The organism is Steroidobacter sp., from assembly GCF_036406195.1.
Classification (GTDB): Bacteria; Pseudomonadota; Gammaproteobacteria; order Steroidobacterales; family Steroidobacteraceae; genus Steroidobacter.
The window spans coordinates 251,000-270,339 of the sequence record NZ_DASWVW010000001.1 but is presented as its reverse complement, the minus strand read 5'-3'; the positions used below and the strand labels follow the sequence as shown (position 1 = coordinate 270,339).

The following is a 19,340-nucleotide window of genomic DNA, read 5'->3' as shown; positions in this document are numbered from 1 at the left end:
TGCACCTCCGGGAGGTGCATGTAGCCTTGCGACCGGGCAAGATAGCCGGCGCGACGACAATACGAAGACACACCAGGAGTGTCCGGCGGTCTGCGCCGCTCGTCGTTCCATGTATGAGCGTTGGTCTCGGTACTCGGCTGTATTCGTCTCGGGAGAGGAGCTTGCATGACAACACTGAAGTTCGGCATGGCTGCGCTGATGGGGCTGGTCGTTTCACTCGCGGTGCATGCCGCCGACGTGGCGGGTTCGAAGGATCATCCGGTGGTGTCCCGCTATGCCGGGTCGGAGATCCTCAAGTACGACGAAAAGGATTTCGATAGCTTCACCTTGCCGACGGGGCAGGTGCGCGATCGGCGCAGCGGCCCGTCGGCGTCCCAGGCCCTGGAAGGCCGCATTACACGCATTCACTATCGTGCGCCGGAAGGGCGCAGTGCTCTCGAAGTGTTCCGTAACTATGCGCAGTCGCTCAAGGGCGCCGGCTTCGCCGCGGTGTACGAGTGCGAGAATCAGGCTTGCGGCAATGACTTCAGCTACGCGGTGAATCCGCCGAGCATCATGCACTTCAGCGGCAAGGATCAGAAGTATCTCGCTGCGCGTCTGTCGCGGCCGACCGGCGACGTGTATGTGTCGGTGTACACGACCGCGGCGTATGGCGTCGGCGGCGCCAACAAGAATCGGGTGTTCACGCAGCTCGATGTCATCGAAGCGAAGCCCATGCAGACCGGGCAGGTCGTGGTCGACGCCAACGCCATGGCTCGCGAGATCGCCGCGACCGGGCGTGTCGCTCTGTACGGCATCTATTTCGATTCGGGCAAGGCGGATGTCAAACCCGAGTCGCAGTCCGCGCTGGTCGAGATCGCGAAACTGATGAAACAAGACGGCGCGCTCAAGCTGCTGGTCGTCGGGCACACCGATACCGCAGGCACCTTCGACTACAACATCGATTTGTCGCGTCGGCGGGCTCAAGCCGTGGTGCAAGCGCTCGTCGCCAGCCACGCCGTCGATGCATCGAGGCTCAAGCCTTGGGGCGTCGGGTACAGCTCACCGGTGGCATCGAATCGCGCCGAGGACGGGCGAGCGAAGAATCGCCGCGTGGAGCTGGTTGCCTGGTAGGCTCCCGGCGACATGTATCCAGACGAGGAAGACCAGACGCCCGTGGCGGTCCCGCACACGGAGCTGTCGCCCGAGGCGTTGCGCGGCGTCATCGAATCGTTCGTGCTTCGCGAGGGGACCGAGTACGGCGAACGCGAGTACACCCTTGAAGAAAAGCTGGCGCAGGTCATGCAGCAGCTCGAGCGGGGCGAGGCGCAGATCATGTTCGATCCGGTGTCGAATTCGGTAGCTATCGTGGAGCGCCGGAAGCTCGCGGGGCGTTCGTAGTAGACTGCCCGTTCCGCAGAGCTTCCGGGATCCTCGCTCATGGCCAGCAAGCGTGACTATGACCTCCTCGTAATCGGCGCCGGATCTGGCGGTGTGCGCGCGGCGCGTGTGGCGGCAGCGCATGGCGCCAAGGTGGCCATCGCGGAGGAATATCGGATCGGTGGCACCTGTGTAATTCGTGGCTGTGTACCCAAGAAGCTGCTGGTGTACGGCGCCCACTTCGCCGAAGACCTCGAAGATGCACGGCGCTTCGGCTGGCACGTGGAAGGCGCCAAATTCGACTGGCCAACGCTGCGAGACAACGTGTTGTCCGAGGTGACGCGGCTGAGCGGGCTCTATACGCAAACCCTGGACAACCACAAGGTCAAAGTATTTCAGGAGCGCGCCGTCGTCACCGGGCCGCACAGCGTGCGAGTCGGCGAGAGCGAAGTCACGGCCAATGTCATTCTTATCGCGACCGGTGCCCGCCCGCACGTGCCCAACGCTCCAGGATGCGAACACGGCATCACCTCCAACGAAGCGTTTCACCTCGAACAATTGCCCAAGCGCATGCTGATCGCGGGCGGTGGCTACATCGCCAACGAGTTCGCGGGCGTGTTCAACAAGCTTGGCGTCAAAATCACTGTGGTGAACCGCTCGGACGCCATCCTGCGCGGCTATGACGCACAGATTCGCGATCGGCTGCTGCAGATCTCGATGATCAAAGGCATCCAGTTCCTGTTCAACTCGCCGCTCGAGAAAGTCGTGAAGGAGCCGAGCGGGGCACTCACCGTGCATCTGGCGACGGGCCCTGTCGAGTGCGACGCGATCATGTTCGCGACCGGCCGCGTACCGAACACCGACGGGCTGGGCTTGGAAAGTGCGGGCGTCGAGCTGGACAAGCACGGTGCCGTGCGTGTGGATGATGAAAGCAAGTCCACGTGTCCGTCGATCTACGCAGTCGGCGATGTGACCAATCGCGTGCAACTCACGCCAGTGGCGATTCGCGAGGGACAGGCATTCGCGGATATCGTGTTCGGCAACAAGCCCACCAAGGTGGATTACAGCTGCATTCCCTCGGCGGTGTTCAGCCATCCGCCGCTCGCGGGCGTCGGCATGACGGAGGGCGAGGCTCGCAACTCGCTCGGCTCGGTCAAGGTGTATACCGCGGACTTCAAGCCCATGAAGAATGTGCTCGCGGGACGCAGTGAGCGCGCTCTGTACAAGATCGTGGTCGACGGCGCCAGCGACAGGATCGTTGGCGCGCACATGATCGGGCCCGACGCGCCGGAGATCATGCAGGTCATGGCGGTCGCCGTGAAAGCCGGCCTGCGCAAGTCACAGCTCGACGATGTGGTTGCCATTCATCCGACCATGGCGGAGGAGTTGGTGCTGCTGAAGTAGCCGCGCCGGCTCAGCGCAGAAGGTCGCGAAGGGCGGCGACCAGACAGTCCATGTCCGCGGCCGTGCTATGCAGATGCGGCGCGACTCGAATACTGTTGCCGCGCACGGCTACATATACATCTCGCTCCGCCAGCCGCTCGACAAGGTTCAGCGGCAAGCCGTTCGGCGCCTTGAGTCCGACGATGTGACCGATGCGATTCGGCGACTTCTCACAGGTGAGTCCAAGCGAAGGCGCCCGCGCTGCCAGCTCGGTTGTCCACTCGCTGAGCCGCTGTTGAATGCGTGCCGGCGTCCACTGCTGGATCTGGTCGAGGGCTGCCTGCGCCATCGGATAAAGATACATCTGTGCCGCCTCGCCCTGGCTGAAGCGGGCGGCGCCGGGCTTGTAGTTGTCGGTGTACTCGACCAGTCCGGCGAAGCTTTCGCTGCCTTCGCGGTGTAGCCAGGATTCTTCGAGCGGCACGCCTTGCGATTGCCAGCGATCGGCAACATATAAATAGCCAAGGGCGTAAGGACCTAGCAGCCACTTGTACCCGACGGTCACGAGAAAATCGGGCTGGATCTCCGCTACATCCAACGGATAGGCGCCCAGCGACTGGCTGGCGTCCACGACCAGCGCCGCGTCGTTGGCTTTGACGGCGGCGCTCACCTGACGCAGATCGATGAACGAACCATCAGTCCAATGGCAATTGGCGGTTGCGACCACGGCGGTCCGCCGGTCAATGGCCGCTACGATGGCATCGGTGAGCGTGCCACCAGCGGATGCAGTCGCAACACGCAGCTCGGCGCCACGTTGTCGAGCGAGGCGGCGCCAGCTGTAGTAGTTGGAGGGGTATTCCTGCTCGACGACTACGATGTTGTCGCCGGCCTTCACTGGAAGATTGAGCGCCGCGACGGCAATCCCGTAGCTCGCCGCCGGCACGAGTGCGATGCTGGACGCGGGGGCATTGATGAGACGTCCGAAGGAACTGCGCAACTGATCCATTCCGTCGAACCAGTCCGCCGCGCCGACTTCCCAAGGCGCCGCCATGTGATCGAGCGCCGCGCGACCCGCAGCTGTAACAACTTTGAGTCTGGGTGCGAGGCTCGCGCAATTCAAATAGGTGACATGTTCGGGAACTTCGAACGCTTCGCGCTCCGGACGCGTGGAATTTCCTGTTGCAGTCACTCTGGTCCCTCCGGCGAAAGCTCAGCAGTCGAGCGGTGCGCTCGCGCTCGGGCCGGTGATGCACACCGTCGTCGTCGTCGAGAAGGTGGGGCTACCCCTATCCTGAAAAGATGTTTCGCCGAACGCGGCCGTGTATCCCTTCGCTCTACGCTCGGCGGAGCAGACGTGCCCATTGCCTGATCTGGCGCACCTGTGAGGCACCCATCTTGCGTCCCGGAAATCGCGAGTGTTGCTATGTGCACTCCAAACGAGCACGCGATGAACGGGGCGATCTGCTTTGACCTGAATGCTAATGTCATTGCCACGTGCCGCGAACGACCATGTCGTATCCGGCAGGCGTTTGTCCGCCGCCGCGTAACGATGCACGGCACTCAAGCCGCCGATGACGCGATTGACGTCGCGCAAGCCGTGGCCCTGGTTCGGAACATACAGCACGTGTTTGGGATTGGGCAGCTCCGGCCAATAGAACTTGAGCGCGTCGAGCGGCCAATAGCGATCGTTGGTGCTCAGCAGAATCAGTTTGGGCTGGGTGAGTTGCCGTCGATACTGGAAGGGATCGACCATGGACAGCAGCGCTTCGCCGCGCCCGGTATGCAATCGCGTCTGCAGATCGAGTGTCGAATAGTCCTGAATCTCCTCCGAGAATTCGCCCCAAGTGGCGCGTTGATGGTCCATCTGCACGGGAATATTCAGTACGTCGATCACCATGGGCGCGACGGCCATGACGCGGTTGTCGACGGCGGCGGTCAACCAGGCGGTCCAGCCGCGCTTCGAGGCGCCAGCAACGGTGAACGATTCGGGCGAGCCGCCCCAACGCTCCTTTACGATGTCCTGCACGGCATCCATCGCGCGCGTCGCGCTTTTCACCATCGGCAGCAGCAACGGCCAATCGCCTTCGCCGGTTTCGAGATACTGATCGAACGTATAGGCGATCAGCGCGTCTTCCCGGCGCTCGAACAGTGGCTGAAACGGCACTTGCCGCAGCACGGCCACCGGCGCACGGATAGCTTCTGCAAGACGTGCGAACAGATGGGCTTCGCGCGGCAACTGGGCCGAGCTTCGTTCAGCTTCGTACTCGGGCTTCCAGCGGCCGCCGTGGATGAACAGCAGCGCATGACGTGAGTCGCTGGTCGTGTTCGCGGGACGGAGCACGAACAGCTGATGTTTCCACGGAATGCCTCGCCAGGTCTGCGAGGTCATCAGGTACTCGACGTATTCAGCGTTTCCGATCCGGCCGGACGTCATCTCGTGCCACTGGAAACTCTCGTCGGGTCGCGCGACATAGGACGCCAGCTCGCCGGGGAGAGGCGGCTCGTTTTCACTGGACCAGGACGCAGGGGCGCAGCACAGCGCCATGACAAGCAAGAAGCCGCGAAGCAGATTGAGCTGCATCATGACCGACACGCGAATCAGAGCCAGGTGCGCCGATCCTAGCGCGAATGGCGGTTGGCGGTTAGCGGTTGGCGGTTAGTCAGAAATGCCGGAACTGGCCGCTTCCTTTCGATTCAATCGCCAACCGCTAACCGCGAACCGCTGTCACGGCTGTTGCCGGTGGTCTTGTACCATTTGCCGGTTCACGAACAGCGCCACCAGGGTGCCTACCGCGCCCGACAGCAGGTAGGCGCCGGACCAGGCCAGTCCGAAGCGGCTCGACAACTCCAGCGCGACCCAGGGCGCGAAGCCGGCGCCGAACAACCAGGCCAGATCGGAGGTGAGCGCCGAGCCGGTGTAGCGATAGTTCATGGGGAAGTTCGAGGCCACGGCGCCGGACGCCTGGCCGAACGCGAGGCCCAGCAACAGAAAGCCCGACAACATGAACACGATTTCACCAATCTCGCCGCCGGCCAGCAGTTGGGGCGCGAAGCCGCTGAACGCGGCGATGGCAGCGGCAGTGCTGGCCAGCAGAGTGCGGCGGCCGAACTGATCGGCCAGCCAGCCGGAAGCGATGATGGCCGCCACGCCGACGGCCGCGCCAACGGCTTCGATCATGAGAAAGCGTGCCGGTCCTTCCTCGGTGTACAGGAACACCCACGACAGCGGGAACACTGTCACCATATGGAACAGCGCGAAGCTGGCCAGCGGTGCGAATGCACCGATGACGATATAGCGGCCGCCATTGCGCAACGTCTCCAGGATCGGCGCAGGCTGCAGCTCGCGAGTTTCGAACAGCCTGGTGTATTCGGGCGTGACCACGATACGCAGACGGGCGAACAGCGCGACCACGTTGATGGCGAATGCCACGAAGAATGGATAGCGCCAGCCCCACCCGAGGAAGTCTTCGGCCGACAGGTTGCCGATGATGTAGGCAAACAAGGCGCTGGCGACCATCAGGCCGAGCGGCGCGCCGAGCTGCGGAATCATTGCGTAATAGCCGCGATGTTTCGGCGGCGCGCTGGTTGCCAGCAGCGATGCCAGACCATCCCACGAGCCGCCGAGCGCCATGCCCTGGCCGATGCGCAGTATGCCCAGCAAGTAAGCGGAGGCGATGCCGACGTTCTCGTAACTCGGCACGAACGCGATCGCCACCGTCGAGCAGCCGAGCAGGAACAACGCCACCGTCAACTTCATGCCGCGTCCGTAGGTGCGGTCGATGGCGGTAAAGATGACGGTGCCGAACGGCCGCGCCACGAACGCCAGGGCGAAGACGGCGAACGAGTACAACGTGCCGGTCAGCGCATCCACATAAGGAAAGATCAGCTTCGGAAACACCACCACCGAGGCGATGGCGTACACGAAGAAGTCGAAGAATTCCGAGGTGCGGCCGATGATCACGCCGATGGCGATGTCGCCCGGACGGACTTCGCCCGCATGCGCTTCATTAGTGCGCCGGGCATCTCGCTCCAGCGATGAAGTGGGCGCACCGGACTGCGCGACCGTCATAGCTCGCTCCATTGTGACAATGCCGCACTTATAGCCTCGTTCGGCCGCCTGCGACCATTGGGCAAAACGCCCAATGTCACCTCGCCGCCGGCGCCCGTATTCTTCGCCGCCAGTGCCGAACCGTGGGGTTGGATTTCGTGTGCCCGTGTCGACGATGAACCGACTGCGCATTCTTACAATAGTGCCGCTGTTCCTGGCGCTGGCCGCCTGCGACATGGTGGTGCTGAACCCGAGCGGCGACGTGGCGGCCCAGCAGCGCGATCTGCTGGTGATGTCCACCTGGCTGATGCTACTCATCATCGTGCCTGTGATGGCGCTCACGGTCATCTTTGCCTGGCGCTACCGGCACAACAATCGCAAGGCTCGTTACGAGCCGGACTGGCATCACTCCATGCGCCTGGAGCTGGTGATCTGGTCGGCGCCGCTGCTCATCATCATCTGCCTGGGCGCGCTCACCTGGCTGGGCACGCATCTGCTCGATCCCTACCGTCCCCTCGACCGCCTGGCTCCCGGCCAGGACCTGCCGGAGGACGTGCAGCCCTTGCAAGTGAACGTGGTGGCGCTCGACTGGAAGTGGCTGTTCATCTATCCCGAGCAGGGCATCGCCACCGTCAACGAGCTGGCGGTGCCGGTCAATCGACCGGTGGCGTTGCGCATCACCGCCTCGTCGGTGATGAACTCGCTCTATATCCCGCATTTCGCCGGCATGATCTACGCGATGCCGGGCATGGAAACCAAGCTGCACGGCGTCTTGAACCAGACCGGGGAGTCGGAAGGCTTTTCGTCCAACTACAGTGGCGCGGGTTTCTCGGGCATGCGTTTCAAGGTGCACTCGCTGGAGCAGGGCGAGTTCGACCGCTGGCTGGCCGGCGCCCGCGACAGTCAGGAAACATTGACGCGCGATCTGTATCTGGAGTTGGCCAAGCCTTCGGAGCGCGAGCCGGTGCGGCATTTCTCCGCCGTGGACGCCGGTCTTTTCAGCGCCATCCTCGGCATGTGCGTCGAGCCCGGCAAGATGTGCACGCACGACATGATGGCGCTCGACGAACGAGGCGGGCTGGGTCTCGCGGGTGTTTACAACGTGGCGCGTCTGGCGGAGGGCCAGCCCCGTGCCGTGTTCGGAGCGGATCAAGCGCATGTGATCGGTTTGTGCACGGCGCCGGCTGCTCAGCAGGTTGATGACCCGGTGCCGTTCTCGCGCGTCGACCGTTCGCCGCTGCGCGGTGCCGGATTGCCCAACCCGTCGTTCAAGTCCCGTTCGTTGTTCGCCGACGCGTCGTCGACGAGTCCGCAGTAACCCAGATGCAAATGCCTCACGCCGATTCGCCCTTGCTGCAGTTGATCTTCGGCCGCCTGTCGCTGGCGGCGCTGCCGCTGCATGAGCCCATTGTCGTTGCAACGTTCGTGGCCGTCGCCATTGGCGGCATTGCGCTGCTCGCGGCCGTGACCAAGTACCAGCTGTGGGGCTATCTGTGGCGCGAGTGGTTCACGACCATCGACCACAAGCGCATCGGCATCATGTACATGATCCTCGGCATCATCATGCTGCTGCGTGGCTTCGCCGACGCGATCATGATGAGGTTGCAGCAGGCCATCGCGTTCGGCGGCTCGGAGGGCTATCTCAACGCGCATCACTACGATCAGATCTTCACCGCACACGGCGTGATCATGATCTTTTTCGTGGCCATGCCATTGGTCACGGGCCTGATGAATTACATCGTGCCGTTGCAGATCGGCGCCCGCGACGTGGCGTTTCCGTTCCTCAACAACTTCAGTTTCTGGATGACGGCCGCGGGCGCGGTGCTCGTCATGTTCTCGCTGTTCGTCGGCGAGTTCGCGCGCACTGGCTGGCTCGCATATCCGCCGCTCTCGGGCATCCAATACAGTCCGGACGTCGGCGTCGACTATTACATATGGGCGCTACAAATAGCGGGCGTAGGAACATTGCTATCGGGCGTGAACCTGCTGGCGACCATCATCAAGATGCGCGCGCCGGGCATGACGCTGATGAAGATGCCGGTGTTCACGTGGACTTCGCTGTGCACCAACGTGCTGATCGTCGCCGCATTCCCGGTGCTCACCGCGGCGCTGGTGCTGTTGTCGCTGGACCGTTACGTCGGCACCAACTTCTTCACCAACGACTTTGGCGGCAATCCGATGATGTACGTCAACCTCATCTGGATCTGGGGTCATCCCGAGGTGTACATCCTGATCCTGCCGCTGTTCGGTGTGTTCTCCGAAGTCACCTCGACGTTCTCGGGCAAGAAGCTGTTCGGCTACAGCTCCATGGTGTACGCGACCGTGGTCATCACCATCCTGTCGTACATCGTGTGGCTGCACCACTTCTTCACCATGGGCTCGGGTGCCAGCGTCAATTCGTTCTTCGGCATCACCACCATGATCATCTCCATCCCGACCGGGGCGAAGATCTTCAACTGGCTGTTCACCATGTATCGCGGCCGCATCCGTTTCGAGCTGCCGATGATGTGGACGGTCGCGTTCATGCTGACGTTCGTGGTCGGCGGCATGACGGGCGTGCTGCTGGCCGTGCCGCCGGCCGACTTCGTGCTGCACAACAGTCTGTTCCTGGTGGCGCACTTCCACAATGTGATCATCGGCGGCGTGTTGTTCGGCCTGTTCGCCGGCATCAACTACTGGTTCCCCAAGGCATTCGGCTTCAAGCTGGATAAATTCTGGGGCACGGTGTCGTTCTGGCTCTGGGTGGTCGGCTTCTGGGTGGCGTTCATGCCGCTGTACATCCTCGGCCTGATGGGCGTGACCCGCCGCTTGCGTTACTTCGACGATCCGTCGCTGCAGATCTGGTTCCAGATCGCGGCGCTGGGCGCAGTGCTCATCGCCCTGGGTATTGCCGCGATGCTGGTGCAGTTCTATGTCAGCTTCCGTAAGCGCCATGAGCTGAAAGATGTCACGGGCGATCCGTGGGATGGCCGCACGCTGGAGTGGTCGACGTCGTCGCCGCCACCGGCTTACAACTTCGCATTCACTCCTGTCATCCATGACGGCGACGCGTGGTGGGATATGAAACAGCGCGGTTACAAGCGCCCGTCGGCGGGCTTCCGTGCCATCCTCATGCCGAGCAATACGGGTGCGGGTTTCATTCTCGCCGCGCTGAGCATCGCCTTCGGCTTCGCGATGATCTGGTACATGTGGTGGCTGGCGGTGTCGAGCTTCGCCGCAATCGTGGGCTACGCCATCTATCACACGTTCAACTACCAGCGGGAATATCACTTCCCGCGCGATGAAGTCATCCGCACCGAGGAGGAGCGCACGCAGCTGCTGGCGGCGGCGCGGAGCTGAGCGAATGGGACACGCACTAACCAGCGAACAAGCGGCCAATCGCACGCTGTTCTATCTGCAGGACGAGCACGATCACGAAGCCGGTGGCAGCACGCTGCTGGGCTTCTGGATCTATCTGATGAGCGACTGCCTCATCTTCGCCGTGCTGTTCGCCACCTACGGCGTGCTCGGCGGCAACTACGCGGCCGGGCCGGGGCCCAGGGACTTGTTCGACCTGTCGCTGGTGGCGCTGAACACCGCCATGTTGCTGTTCTCGTCGATCACCTATGGCTTCGCGATGTTGTCCTCGTACCGGAACAACATTCGCGGCACGTTGGTCTGGCTGGCGATCACCGGGCTGTTCGGCGCCGCGTTCCTTGGCATCGAGCTGTACGAGTTCGCGCACATGATTCACGAGGGCGCGACGCCCCAGCGCAGCGCGTTCCTGTCGTCCTTCTTCACGCTGGTCGGCACGCACGGATTGCACGTGACTTTCGGCATCGTCTGGCTGGTGACGCTGATGGTGCAGATCGGCAAGCACGGCTTGAACAAGCCGAACTCGCGCCGGCTGGCCTGCCTGAGCCTGTTCTGGCACTTCCTCGACGTGATCTGGATCGGCGTGTTCACGTTCGTCTACTTGATGGGGATGCTGCGATGAGCGCGCACCACACTTCTGGCCACGACGCGGCCGGTCACGAGATCGGCCTGGCTACCGACCATGAGCCGCACGGCACGCTGAAGGAGTATCTGATCGGCTTCGCGCTGTCGGTGGTGCTGACGGCGATTCCGTTCTGGCTGGTGATGGGCGAGGCGGAGCTGAGCAAGCAGGTCATCGCGTTCACCATCATGGGCTTCGCCGCCGTGCAGATGGTGGTGCACATGGTCTTCTTCCTGCACATGTCGCCGAAATCCGAGGACGGCTGGACGCTGACCTCGCTGGTGTTTACGCTGATCCTGGTCGTCATCACGCTCGCCGGCTCGCTATGGGTGATGTATCACCTGGACAGCAACATGATGCCGAGGCACGAGAGCCGCCAGCAGCTCTGAGCGTGCCGGGCGCGACGCGGCCGCTGCTAAAGCTGACGGCCATTGTCATTGCAGGTCTGGCTGGCGTTGCCACGCTGGTCAGCCTTGGCGTCTGGCAGGTGCATCGTCTGGCATGGAAGCGCGACCTGATCGAACGCGTCGAGCAGCGGGTTCACGCTCCCGCGGTGGCGGCGCCGGGGCGCGAGCAGTGGCCCCAGGTCAACGTCGCCAATAGCGAATATCGTCACGTGTCCGTCCAGGGGCACTATCTCCACGACCGCGAAACTCTCGTGCAGGCTGTCACCGAGCGTGGCGGTGGGTTCTGGGTCCTCACGCCGTTGCAGACCGCCGATGGTCACGTTGTCATGGTCAACCGCGGGTTCGTGCCCCCGAACCGGCGCGATCCCGCCACTCGCCAGGAAGGGCAGATCGAAGGTCTCACGACCGTTACTGGGCTGCTGCGTATCAGCGAGAGCGGCGGCGCCTATTTGCGCAGCAACGAGCCTGCGGCCGATCGCTGGTACTCTCGCGATGTGGCCGCCATCGCGGCGGCGCGGGGCCTGGCCGACGTCGCTCCGTACTTCATCGATGCCGATGCCACTGCCAATGAAGCCCGGGCCGGCAACGCACCGGTGGGCGGACTGACCGTCATCAGGTTCTCCAACAACCATCTGCAGTACGCGCTGACCTGGTTCGCCCTGGCCTCGATGGTGGCGGCCGGGACCTTTCTGGTGCTCCGGCACGAGTGGCGTTCGCGTAAACTGCCGGCATCGTGAGTCAATCGATCGCAAACGTGGCCAGCCAGCATTCGGCTGCAACGCCTGCCGTGCCGTCGCACATCGACACCGCCAATCGCAAGAACCTGGCGCTGTTGATCCAGTTGCGCTGGATTGCCGTGGCGGGGCAGGTCGTCACCATTCTGGTCGTGCACTATGGCCTGGAGACTCCGCTGCCACTGCCGCAGATGGCAGCGGTGATCGGTGCGTTGCTGCTGTTGAACGGGCTGAGCCTGCTGTGGCTGAAGCGACGCTTGCACGTCAGCAACCAGGCACTGTTTATCGCGCTGTTGCTGGATGTCGCGGCACTCACCGTGCAGCTGTACTTCAGTGGCGGCGCCACCAATCCGTTCACCGCACTCTATTTGTTACAGATCGCGCTCGCGGCGGTGCTGCTGAATGCAATAGGGGCCTGGAGCGTCGTGGTGGTCACGTCGCTGGCGTTCATTGCTCTCATGCAGATCCATCAGCCTCTGGCGGTTCCGCACGAGAGTCTGCTGAAGCTGCACATCTTCGGCATGTTCGTCTGTTTCGCACTCGGGGCCGTGCTGCTGGTGACATTCGTCACGCGCGTGTCGCGGAACCTGACCGAGCGCGATACCCATCTGGCGAACTTGCAACGGCAGGCGGCGGAAGAGGATCACATCGTGCGGTTGGGACTGCTGGCATCCGGTGCCGCGCATGAGTTGGGGACGCCGTTGGCCGCCGTATCCGTCATTCTCGGTGACTGGAAGCGCATGCCGGAAATTGCCCAGCATCCCGAGATGCGCGAGGAATTGCTGGAGATGGAAGCAGCGATTCGTCGCTGCAAGAGCATCCTGCGCGGCATTCTGTTGTCAGCCGGCGAAGCACGCGGCGAAGCACCGGCGGTCACGACTCTGCATCGGTTTCTTGGCGACATCGCTCGCGACTGGTCGGACGGCAGGCCCAGTGGGACTCTGCAATATCACGCCGGCAGCGGCGCGTTGGGCGAGGACATCGCGATCGTGTCGGACCAGGCGCTCAAGCAGGTGGTGACCAATCTGCTCGACAATGCCTTCGAAGTTTCGCCCGGCTGGATTCGATTGAATGCCGAACGGCGCGGTGACATGCTGCGGATCGAAGTGCTCGATCTGGGGCCGGGATTCTCGGTGACGCAGCTGGAGAACTTCGGCAAGCCCTATCACTCCACCAAGGGCAGTCCGGGCGCGGGCCTCGGCTTGTTCCTGGTGGTGAATGTGGTCAGAAAACTGGGCGGCACGGTGTCCGCGCACAATCGTCCGGACGGGGGTGCGACCGTAATGGTCGAGTTGCCGCTGGCGTCCGTCAAATACAGCGAGAAGGGTCGTGGTTGAGGGCGTCTCTCGAGCGCATTCTCTGGCGCACAAGCTGTTGCTCATCGTCGAGGATGACGAGGCTTTCGCGCGCACTCTCAAGCGTTCGTTCGAGCGCCGCGGCTATCGTGTGCTGCACGCTGCGAGTCACGAGCAGGTGCTCGAGCTGTTGCAGACCGAGTCGCCGAGCCATGCCGTCGTGGATCTGAAACTCGGCGGTGCGTCCGGGCTGTCCTGCGTGCAGACCCTGCATGCGCACGACGAGGAAATGAATATCGTGGTGCTCACCGGGTTCGCCAGCATTGCCACCGCGGTGGAAGCGATCAAGCTCGGCGCGCGCCACTACCTGGCCAAGCCATCGAACACCGACGACATCGAAAAAGCTTTCGGCAAGTCCGAGGGCGATACCGACGTGGAGCTCGACGGCCGGCCCACGTCCATCAAGACGCTGGAATGGGAGCGCATCCATCAGACGCTCGCCGACGCCGACTTCAACATCTCCGAAGCCGCGCGCCGCCTCGGCATCCATCGCCGCACGCTGGCTCGCAAGCTGCTCAAACGCCAGGTCAAGTGACGGCATCGTCCGTGCGCCGTCCAGGGGCGGATGTGACCTGATGCGTTCCGGCGGCCAGGTTTGCAGGCTCACCTGCAAACCTGGCGCCGAGCTGCAGCGCTACTCCACGAACGGGCTGATGGTCCTGATCGTGCCGTCCCGGTTGTGGAACAGCTCGGTGACTTTCACATTGCGTAGTCGCGTCTGTCCCGAGAGCTGGCTGTCCGCATAGAAGAGCCACCAGCGGCCGTCCCATTCGACGATGGAATGATGCGTGGTCCAGCCTGCCACCGGCTCGAGGATTCGCCCGGTGTAGGTGAACGGGCCATACGGCGAATCGCCGATGGCATAGACGATGTAGTGCGTGTCGCCGGTCGAGTAGCTGAAATAGTACTTGCCGTTGTACTTGTGCATCCACGAGGCTTCGAAGAAGCGGCGGTCATGGTCGCCGCCCAGCAGCGGCTTGCCGTTCTCGTCCAGAACGACCACATCGCGCGGCTGCTCCGCAAACTCCAGCATGTCATCGCTCATCAGCGCCACCTTCGCGGTGAGCGCCGGCTGATCGTCGGCCTGCAGGTCGGTCTTCGAGCCGTTGGGATCGTATGTGCCGGTCACGTTCCGTTGCAGCTGGCCACCCCAGATGCCGCCGAAATACATATATGAGCGGCCATCGGTGTCGGTGAACACCGCCGGATCGATCGAGAAGCTGCCCTTGATCGGCTCAGGTCGCGGCTCGAACGGACCGACAGGGGACTTGGCCGTCGCGACGCCGATGCGAAACGCTCCCTGCTTGTCCTTGGCCGGGAAGTACAGGAAATAGGTGTCGCCTTTGCGGGCTGCGTCCGGTGCCCACATCTGCTTGTCGGCCCAGGGCACCTGCGCCAGATCCAGCGCCACCGGATGCACCGTCACCGGTCCGCCGATGCTGTCCATGCTGAGCACGCGGTAGTCACGCATCTCGAAGTGCGCGCCCAGGTCGTCTTCAGGCGTCGAGCCATCGATGTCGTGACTCGGATAGACGTAGATCTTGCTGTCCCAGACGTGCGCGGACGGGTCGGCAGTGTAGATCTCGGAGACCAATGGCTGGGACAGATAGCGTTTTTCCCTGGCGGCAGCAGGCTGGCGATCCGCGCTCCCACCGTCGGCGGGAGTCTGGTTTTCCGAAGAGCAGGCCGCGAGCAGGGCGAAGGCCGTGCAGGCGACCAGCAGCGTCGACGGTCGGTTCATGGGTTCTCCTGAAAATGTGACCGCTACCATCAGCGGCCGCCATCATAGCCTGCCGCGGGCCGTCGCTCCACACTGACGCGGTGCGCGTGCTAGGCTCCACGCCGCGCGCGTTTCGGATGGCGCAACGCCGTTGCTATCCGTGCCAGCGCGAGGGAGCCTTCGGAAACCCATGATTAACCCGAAGGCTCACGCTCAATACAACGCCGGTAATAAGAAAACGATGAGCGACGAGGGTGGGAGGGACATGCAGGTCGAAAAGCGCCGGGAGCTCACCGCGTTCCTGTTTCTCACGTTCGTGCTGGCGCCGCTGCTGGCGGTGATCATCGTCGCCGGTTACGGCTTTCTGGTGTGGATGTACCAGATGATCGCCGGTCCGCCGTCCGTCTAGGAATGCCATGCGCGAAATCTCACGCCGCGAGCTCTTTGCTCTGGGCCGCTCCGAGGCGGCCGATCCCATCGTTCACATCGCAAGTCTGTTGGTGCAGGCCACCGACGCGGGCTGCGCGGCGGTACGCCGTGCCATCAGCTCGCTGCCGGGTGCCGAGCTGCACGAGACCGGGCAGCCCGGCAAGCTGGCCGTCGTCCTTGAATCGGCGGATAGCCGCGCCATAGCCAACGCCGCGACCGAGCTGCAGCAGCTGTCCGGCGTGCTCACCGTTTCGATCGTCGCGCACCTCACGGAGAGTGCTTCGGCTCTGGAAGAGAATCATGAATCGACGTCAATTCCTGCGGCGTAGCGCGGCGGCTTCGGCCATCGCGGCGGCGAGCGGCAGCGCTCCTGCGCAGAACATCATTACCGAATCGCAGTTCACCAAACTGAGATGGTCCAAGGCGCCGTGCCGCTTTTGCGGTACGGGCTGCGGTGTGCGCGTCGCGGTCAAGGGCAATCGAGTCGTTGCCACTCATGCCGACGCGAACGCCGAGGTCAATCGCGGCCTCAACTGCGTCAAGGGCTACTTCCTGTCCAAGATCATGTACGGAGCGGACCGGCTCACGCGGCCGCTGCTGCGCATGAAGAACGGCGTCTACGACAAGAACGGCGAGTTCACGCCGGTCAGCTGGAACGCCGCTTTCGACATCATGGCGCAGAAGTTCAAGGAGGCCCTCCAGGCCAACGGACCGGAAGCCGTCGGCATGTTCGGCTCCGGGCAATGGACCATCTGGGAAGGCTACGCCGCCAACAAGCTGATGAAGGCGGGCTTCCGCAGCAACAACATCGATCCCAACGCGCGCCATTGCATGGCGTCGGCGGCTTACGCCTTCATGCGCACCTTCGGCATGGACGAGCCCATGGGGTGCTACGACGACTTCGAGTCCGCCGATGCCTTCGTGCTGTGGGGCTCGAACATGGCCGAGATGCATCCGATCCTGTGGTCGCGTGTCGCGGACCGGCGCTTGTCGGCGCCGCACGTGAAGGTGGCCGTGCTCTCGACCTTCGAGCATCGCTCGTTCGATCTGGCCGACATTCCGTTGGTGATGCGGCCGCAGACGGACCTCGCGATCATGAACTACATCGCGAACTACATCATCGAGACGGGCCGCGTGAACCGCGACTTCGTCGGCAAGCACGTGGCCTTCAAGCGGGGCATGGTGGACATCGGTTACGGCCTGCGTCCCACGCATCCGCTGCAGATGAAGGCCAAGAACGCCGACCGTGCGACCGAATCGGAGAACATGTCCTTCGAGGAGTATGCCCGCTCGGTGAAGCCGTACACGCTGTCGCACGCGGCCAAGCTCTCCGGCTGCCCGGAGTCGTGGTTGAAGCAGCTGGCCGAGCTGTACGCCGACCCGAAGATCCGCGTCACTTCGTTCTGGACCATGGGCTTCAACCAGCACACGCGCGGCGTGTGGGCGAATCACCTCTGTTACAACCTGCACCTGCTGACGGGCAAGATCGCCACGCCGGGCAACAGTCCGTTCTCGCTGACAGGTCAGCCATCGGCTTGCGGCACGGCGCGCGAGGTGGGCACGTTCTCGCACCGCTTGCCAGCGGACATGGTCGTGACCAACCCCGAGCATCGCAAACACGCCGAGGAGCTGTGGAAGCTGCCGCACGGTACGATCAATCCGAAGCCGGGTTTTCACGCGGTCGAGCAGAACCGCATGCTGGCCGACGGCAAGCTCAATGCGTACTGGATCCAGGTCAACAACAACGGGCAGGCCGCGGCGAACTTCAACCAGGAGACGCTGCCCGGCTATCGCAATCCGAAGAACTTCATCGTGGTCTCGGACGTGTATCCGACGGTGACCGGGCAGGCGGCCGACCTGATCCTGCCGGCTGCAATGTGGGTGGAGAAGGAGGGCGCCTATGGCAACTCCGAGCGCCGCACGCAGTTCTGGCATCAGCTCGTCAACGCGCCCGGCGAGGCGCGCTCGGATCTGTGGCAGCTGATGGAATTCTCCAAGCGTTTCAAGACCGACGAGGTGTGGCCGGCGGAGCTGCTGAATGCCAACCCGGGATATCGCGGCAAGACCCTGTTCGAGGTGCTGTTCCGCAACGGCCAGGTCGATCGCTTCCCGAACAGCGAGTTGCATCCCGACTACGAAAATCAGGAGTCCAAGGCGTTCGGCTTCTATGTGCAGAAGGGCTTGTTCGAAGAGTACGCGTCCTTCGGTCGCGGCCATGGCCACGACCTGGCGCCGTTCGAGAAATATCACGAAGTGCCGGGCCTGCGCTGGCCGGTGGTGGACGGCAAGGAGACCCGCTGGCGTTATCGCGAGGGCACCGATCCGTACGTGAAGCCCGGCAAGGGCTTCGAGTTCTACGGCAATCCGGATGGCAAGGCCTATATCTTCTCGTTCCCGTACGAGCCGGCGGCGGAAGAACCGGATGAAGAATTTGGCTTCTGGCTGGTCACCGGTCGCGTGCTCGAGCATTGGCATTCGGGCTCGATGACGGGCCGCGTGCCCGAGCTGTACAAGGCTTTTCCCAACGCCGTGGTATTCATGCATCCCGATGATGCCGAAGCGCTCGGTGTGCGTCGTGGTGTCGAAGTGAAACTGGTATCGCGCCGAGGCGAAATGCGCACGCGAGTCGAAACGCGAGGCCGGAACAAGCCGCCGCGTGGCGTGGTGTTCGTGCCGTGGTTCGACGCTTCGCAGCTGATCAACAAGCTCACGCTCGATGCGACGGACCCGATCTCCAAACAAACCGATTACAAGAAGTGCGCGGTCAAGGTCGTGCCGCTGGGAGCGGTGTGATGATGCGTCGAATGCGCAGAGTGGCGTTGGTCGGCCTGCTGGGCTTCGCTGCCACGCTGGCCGCCGACAATCTGCAGGGGTTGCGCGGCCCGACGCCGCTCAATCAGGAATCGAAGGCGCCACGCATGGCGACGGTGGAGAATTCCGATGTCAAGCGCGGCCGTGCATACACGAGCCAGCCGCCGACCATTCCGCACGCCATCGATCGCTACGAGCTCACGCGCAACGTGAACTTCTGCATGTATTGCCATTCGCGAGTGCGCAACCAGGAGTTCGGCGCGCCGATGGTCAGCGCCACGCACTACATGGATCGTGATTACGAGTTCCTGGCGGAGATCTCGCCGCGCCGCTACTTCTGCACGCAGTGTCACGTAGTACAGACGGACGCGAAGCCTCCGGTCGACAACCGCTTCGTCGATGTCTATGACCTGGTCGAAGAGGAACAGCGCCAGACGGACCCGCCGGCGCCCGCTGCCAAGGAAAAGAGGGAGTGAAAGCGCTGCGAGACATCGTGGTGAGCTGGTGGCGCGTGCTCAGCTCGCCGAGCCGCTACTTCAGCCTGGGGTTGCTGGTGCTCGGTGGCTTCATCGGCGGCATCCTGTTCTGGGGCGGTTTCAATACGGCGCTGGAAGCCACCAACACCGAGACGTTCTGCGTCAGCTGCCATGAGATGCGGGATAACGTTTTCGCCGAGCTGAAGAGCACCATTCACTACAGCAATCGCTCGGGTGTGCGTGCGACCTGCCCCGACTGTCACGTGCCGCACGAGTGGACGCACAAGATCGCCCGGAAGATGCAGGCCTCCAAGGAAGTCTGGGGCAAGATCTTCGGCACCATCGATACCCGCGAGAAGTTCCTGGACCATCGGCTGACGCTGGCCAAGCACGAATGGGCGCGCCTGAAGGCCAACGACTCGCTCGAGTGCCGCAACTGCCATGCGTATCAGTTCATGGACTGGACCCGGCAGAGCCAACGCGCCGTGCATGTCCACTCTACGGCGCTGGCCGGCAAGGACTACACCTGCATCGATTGCCACAAGGGCATCGCGCACCGGCTGCCGAACATGGAAGGCATCGAGATGTTGCACGGCGCGCCGCTGGAGCAGATTTCGTCCAACGAGTGAGCGCTGGCGTCAA

General features: G+C 63.1%; 19 protein-coding genes. 15 read left to right on the top strand and 4 right to left on the bottom strand.

Going from position 1 to position 19,340, the window contains the following annotated elements; all coding sequences use genetic code 11:
• The first annotated feature begins 165 nt into the window (after window positions 1-165).
• From VGE08_RS01125 to gorA, 3 genes are read left to right on the top strand one after another with little or no spacing between them, the layout of a single operon-like run.
• Complete coding sequence (locus VGE08_RS01125; RefSeq protein ID WP_331066004.1) at window positions 166-1,113, top strand: OmpA family protein; 948 nt, start codon at window positions 166-168, stop codon at window positions 1,111-1,113.
• Window positions 1,114-1,125: 12 nt separating this feature from the next.
• Window positions 1,126-1,380 (top strand): YheU family protein, encoded by a 255-nt coding sequence (locus VGE08_RS01120; protein ID WP_331066003.1) that lies wholly within the window; start codon window positions 1,126-1,128, stop codon window positions 1,378-1,380.
• Window positions 1,381-1,419: 39 nt separating this feature from the next.
• Window positions 1,420-2,763 carry a glutathione-disulfide reductase gene (gorA, locus tag VGE08_RS01115; protein ID WP_331066002.1) on the top strand — a complete coding sequence of 448 codons (1,344 nt, stop codon included), beginning with the start codon at window positions 1,420-1,422 and terminating at the stop codon, window positions 2,761-2,763.
• A gap of 10 nt (window positions 2,764-2,773) precedes the next feature.
• Here gorA and VGE08_RS01110 read toward each other — a convergent pair whose 3' ends face one another.
• The 3 genes from VGE08_RS01110 to VGE08_RS01100 all read right to left on the bottom strand — a co-directional run bounded on the left by VGE08_RS01110 (window position 2,774) and on the right by VGE08_RS01100 (window position 6,811).
• Window positions 2,774-3,931 carry an aminotransferase class V-fold PLP-dependent enzyme gene (locus VGE08_RS01110; RefSeq protein ID WP_331066001.1) on the bottom strand — a complete coding sequence of 386 codons (1,158 nt, stop codon included), beginning with the start codon at window positions 3,929-3,931 and terminating at the stop codon, window positions 2,774-2,776.
• A gap of 21 nt (window positions 3,932-3,952) precedes the next feature.
• On the bottom strand, window positions 3,953-5,326 hold the full coding sequence (locus VGE08_RS01105; RefSeq protein ID WP_331066075.1) for a PhoPQ-activated pathogenicity-related family protein: 1,374 nt from the start codon (window positions 5,324-5,326) through the stop codon (window positions 3,953-3,955).
• A gap of 141 nt (window positions 5,327-5,467) precedes the next feature.
• The gene (locus tag VGE08_RS01100; protein WP_331066000.1) at window positions 5,468-6,811 is read right to left on the bottom strand and encodes an MFS transporter; all 1,344 of its coding nucleotides are present in this window, start codon (window positions 6,809-6,811) and stop codon (window positions 5,468-5,470) included.
• A 154-nt stretch (window positions 6,812-6,965) separates the two neighbouring features.
• On the opposite strand from VGE08_RS01100, the gene cyoA reads away from it, so the two are divergent.
• The 7 genes from cyoA to VGE08_RS01065 are packed head-to-tail and all read left to right on the top strand — an operon-like array spanning window position 6,966 to window position 13,797.
• Entirely contained in the window at window positions 6,966-8,108 is a 1,143-nt protein-coding gene (gene cyoA / locus VGE08_RS01095; protein WP_331065999.1) for a ubiquinol oxidase subunit II, read from the top strand.
• 11 nt (window positions 8,109-8,119) lie between these two features.
• Window positions 8,120-10,129 (top strand): cytochrome o ubiquinol oxidase subunit I, encoded by a 2,010-nt coding sequence (gene cyoB / locus VGE08_RS01090; protein ID WP_331065998.1) that lies wholly within the window; start codon window positions 8,120-8,122, stop codon window positions 10,127-10,129.
• Between the two features lie 4 nt (window positions 10,130-10,133).
• Complete coding sequence (cyoC, locus tag VGE08_RS01085; RefSeq protein ID WP_331065997.1) at window positions 10,134-10,766, top strand: cytochrome o ubiquinol oxidase subunit III; 633 nt, start codon at window positions 10,134-10,136, stop codon at window positions 10,764-10,766.
• Complete coding sequence (cyoD, locus tag VGE08_RS01080) at window positions 10,763-11,155, top strand: cytochrome o ubiquinol oxidase subunit IV (protein ID WP_331065996.1); 393 nt, start codon at window positions 10,763-10,765, stop codon at window positions 11,153-11,155. The genes cyoC and cyoD overlap by 4 nt, the downstream gene beginning before the upstream one ends.
• A gap of 2 nt (window positions 11,156-11,157) precedes the next feature.
• Window positions 11,158-11,910, top strand: coding sequence for an SURF1 family protein (locus VGE08_RS01075; protein ID WP_331065995.1), 753 nt, complete (start codon window positions 11,158-11,160; stop codon window positions 11,908-11,910).
• Window positions 11,907-13,244, top strand: a complete 1,338-nt coding sequence (locus VGE08_RS01070) for an ATP-binding protein (protein ID WP_331065994.1) — start codon at window positions 11,907-11,909, stop codon at window positions 13,242-13,244. Before VGE08_RS01075 ends, VGE08_RS01070 begins: the two co-directional genes overlap by 4 nt.
• Window positions 13,237-13,797 (top strand): response regulator transcription factor, encoded by a 561-nt coding sequence (locus VGE08_RS01065; protein WP_331065993.1) that lies wholly within the window; start codon window positions 13,237-13,239, stop codon window positions 13,795-13,797. The genes VGE08_RS01070 and VGE08_RS01065 overlap by 8 nt, the downstream gene beginning before the upstream one ends.
• A 99-nt stretch (window positions 13,798-13,896) precedes the next feature.
• On the opposite strand, the gene VGE08_RS01060 is transcribed toward VGE08_RS01065, so the two are convergent.
• Window positions 13,897-15,003, bottom strand: a complete 1,107-nt coding sequence (locus VGE08_RS01060; protein WP_331065992.1) for a glycoside hydrolase family 43 protein — start codon at window positions 15,001-15,003, stop codon at window positions 13,897-13,899.
• A gap of 220 nt (window positions 15,004-15,223) precedes the next feature.
• On the opposite strand from VGE08_RS01060, the gene napE reads away from it, so the two are divergent.
• From napE to VGE08_RS01035, 5 genes are read left to right on the top strand one after another with little or no spacing between them, the layout of a single operon-like run.
• On the top strand, window positions 15,224-15,391 hold the full coding sequence (gene napE / locus VGE08_RS01055) for a periplasmic nitrate reductase, NapE protein (protein ID WP_349258582.1): 168 nt from the start codon (window positions 15,224-15,226) through the stop codon (window positions 15,389-15,391).
• A gap of 7 nt (window positions 15,392-15,398) precedes the next feature.
• Entirely contained in the window at window positions 15,399-15,740 is a 342-nt protein-coding gene (locus tag VGE08_RS01050) for a chaperone NapD (RefSeq protein WP_331065991.1), read from the top strand.
• The gene (napA, locus tag VGE08_RS01045) at window positions 15,712-18,204 is read left to right on the top strand and encodes a periplasmic nitrate reductase subunit alpha (RefSeq protein WP_331065990.1); all 2,493 of its coding nucleotides are present in this window, start codon (window positions 15,712-15,714) and stop codon (window positions 18,202-18,204) included. Before VGE08_RS01050 ends, napA begins: the two co-directional genes overlap by 29 nt.
• Window positions 18,204-18,698, top strand: a complete 495-nt coding sequence (locus VGE08_RS01040; protein WP_414717435.1) for a nitrate reductase cytochrome c-type subunit — start codon at window positions 18,204-18,206, stop codon at window positions 18,696-18,698. The genes napA and VGE08_RS01040 overlap by 1 nt, the downstream gene beginning before the upstream one ends.
• A complete protein-coding gene (locus VGE08_RS01035) occupies window positions 18,695-19,327 on the top strand; it encodes a cytochrome c3 family protein (RefSeq protein WP_331065988.1) in 633 nt (210 codons plus the stop codon). The genes VGE08_RS01040 and VGE08_RS01035 overlap by 4 nt, the downstream gene beginning before the upstream one ends.
• The last annotated feature ends 13 nt before the right edge of the window (window positions 19,328-19,340 follow it).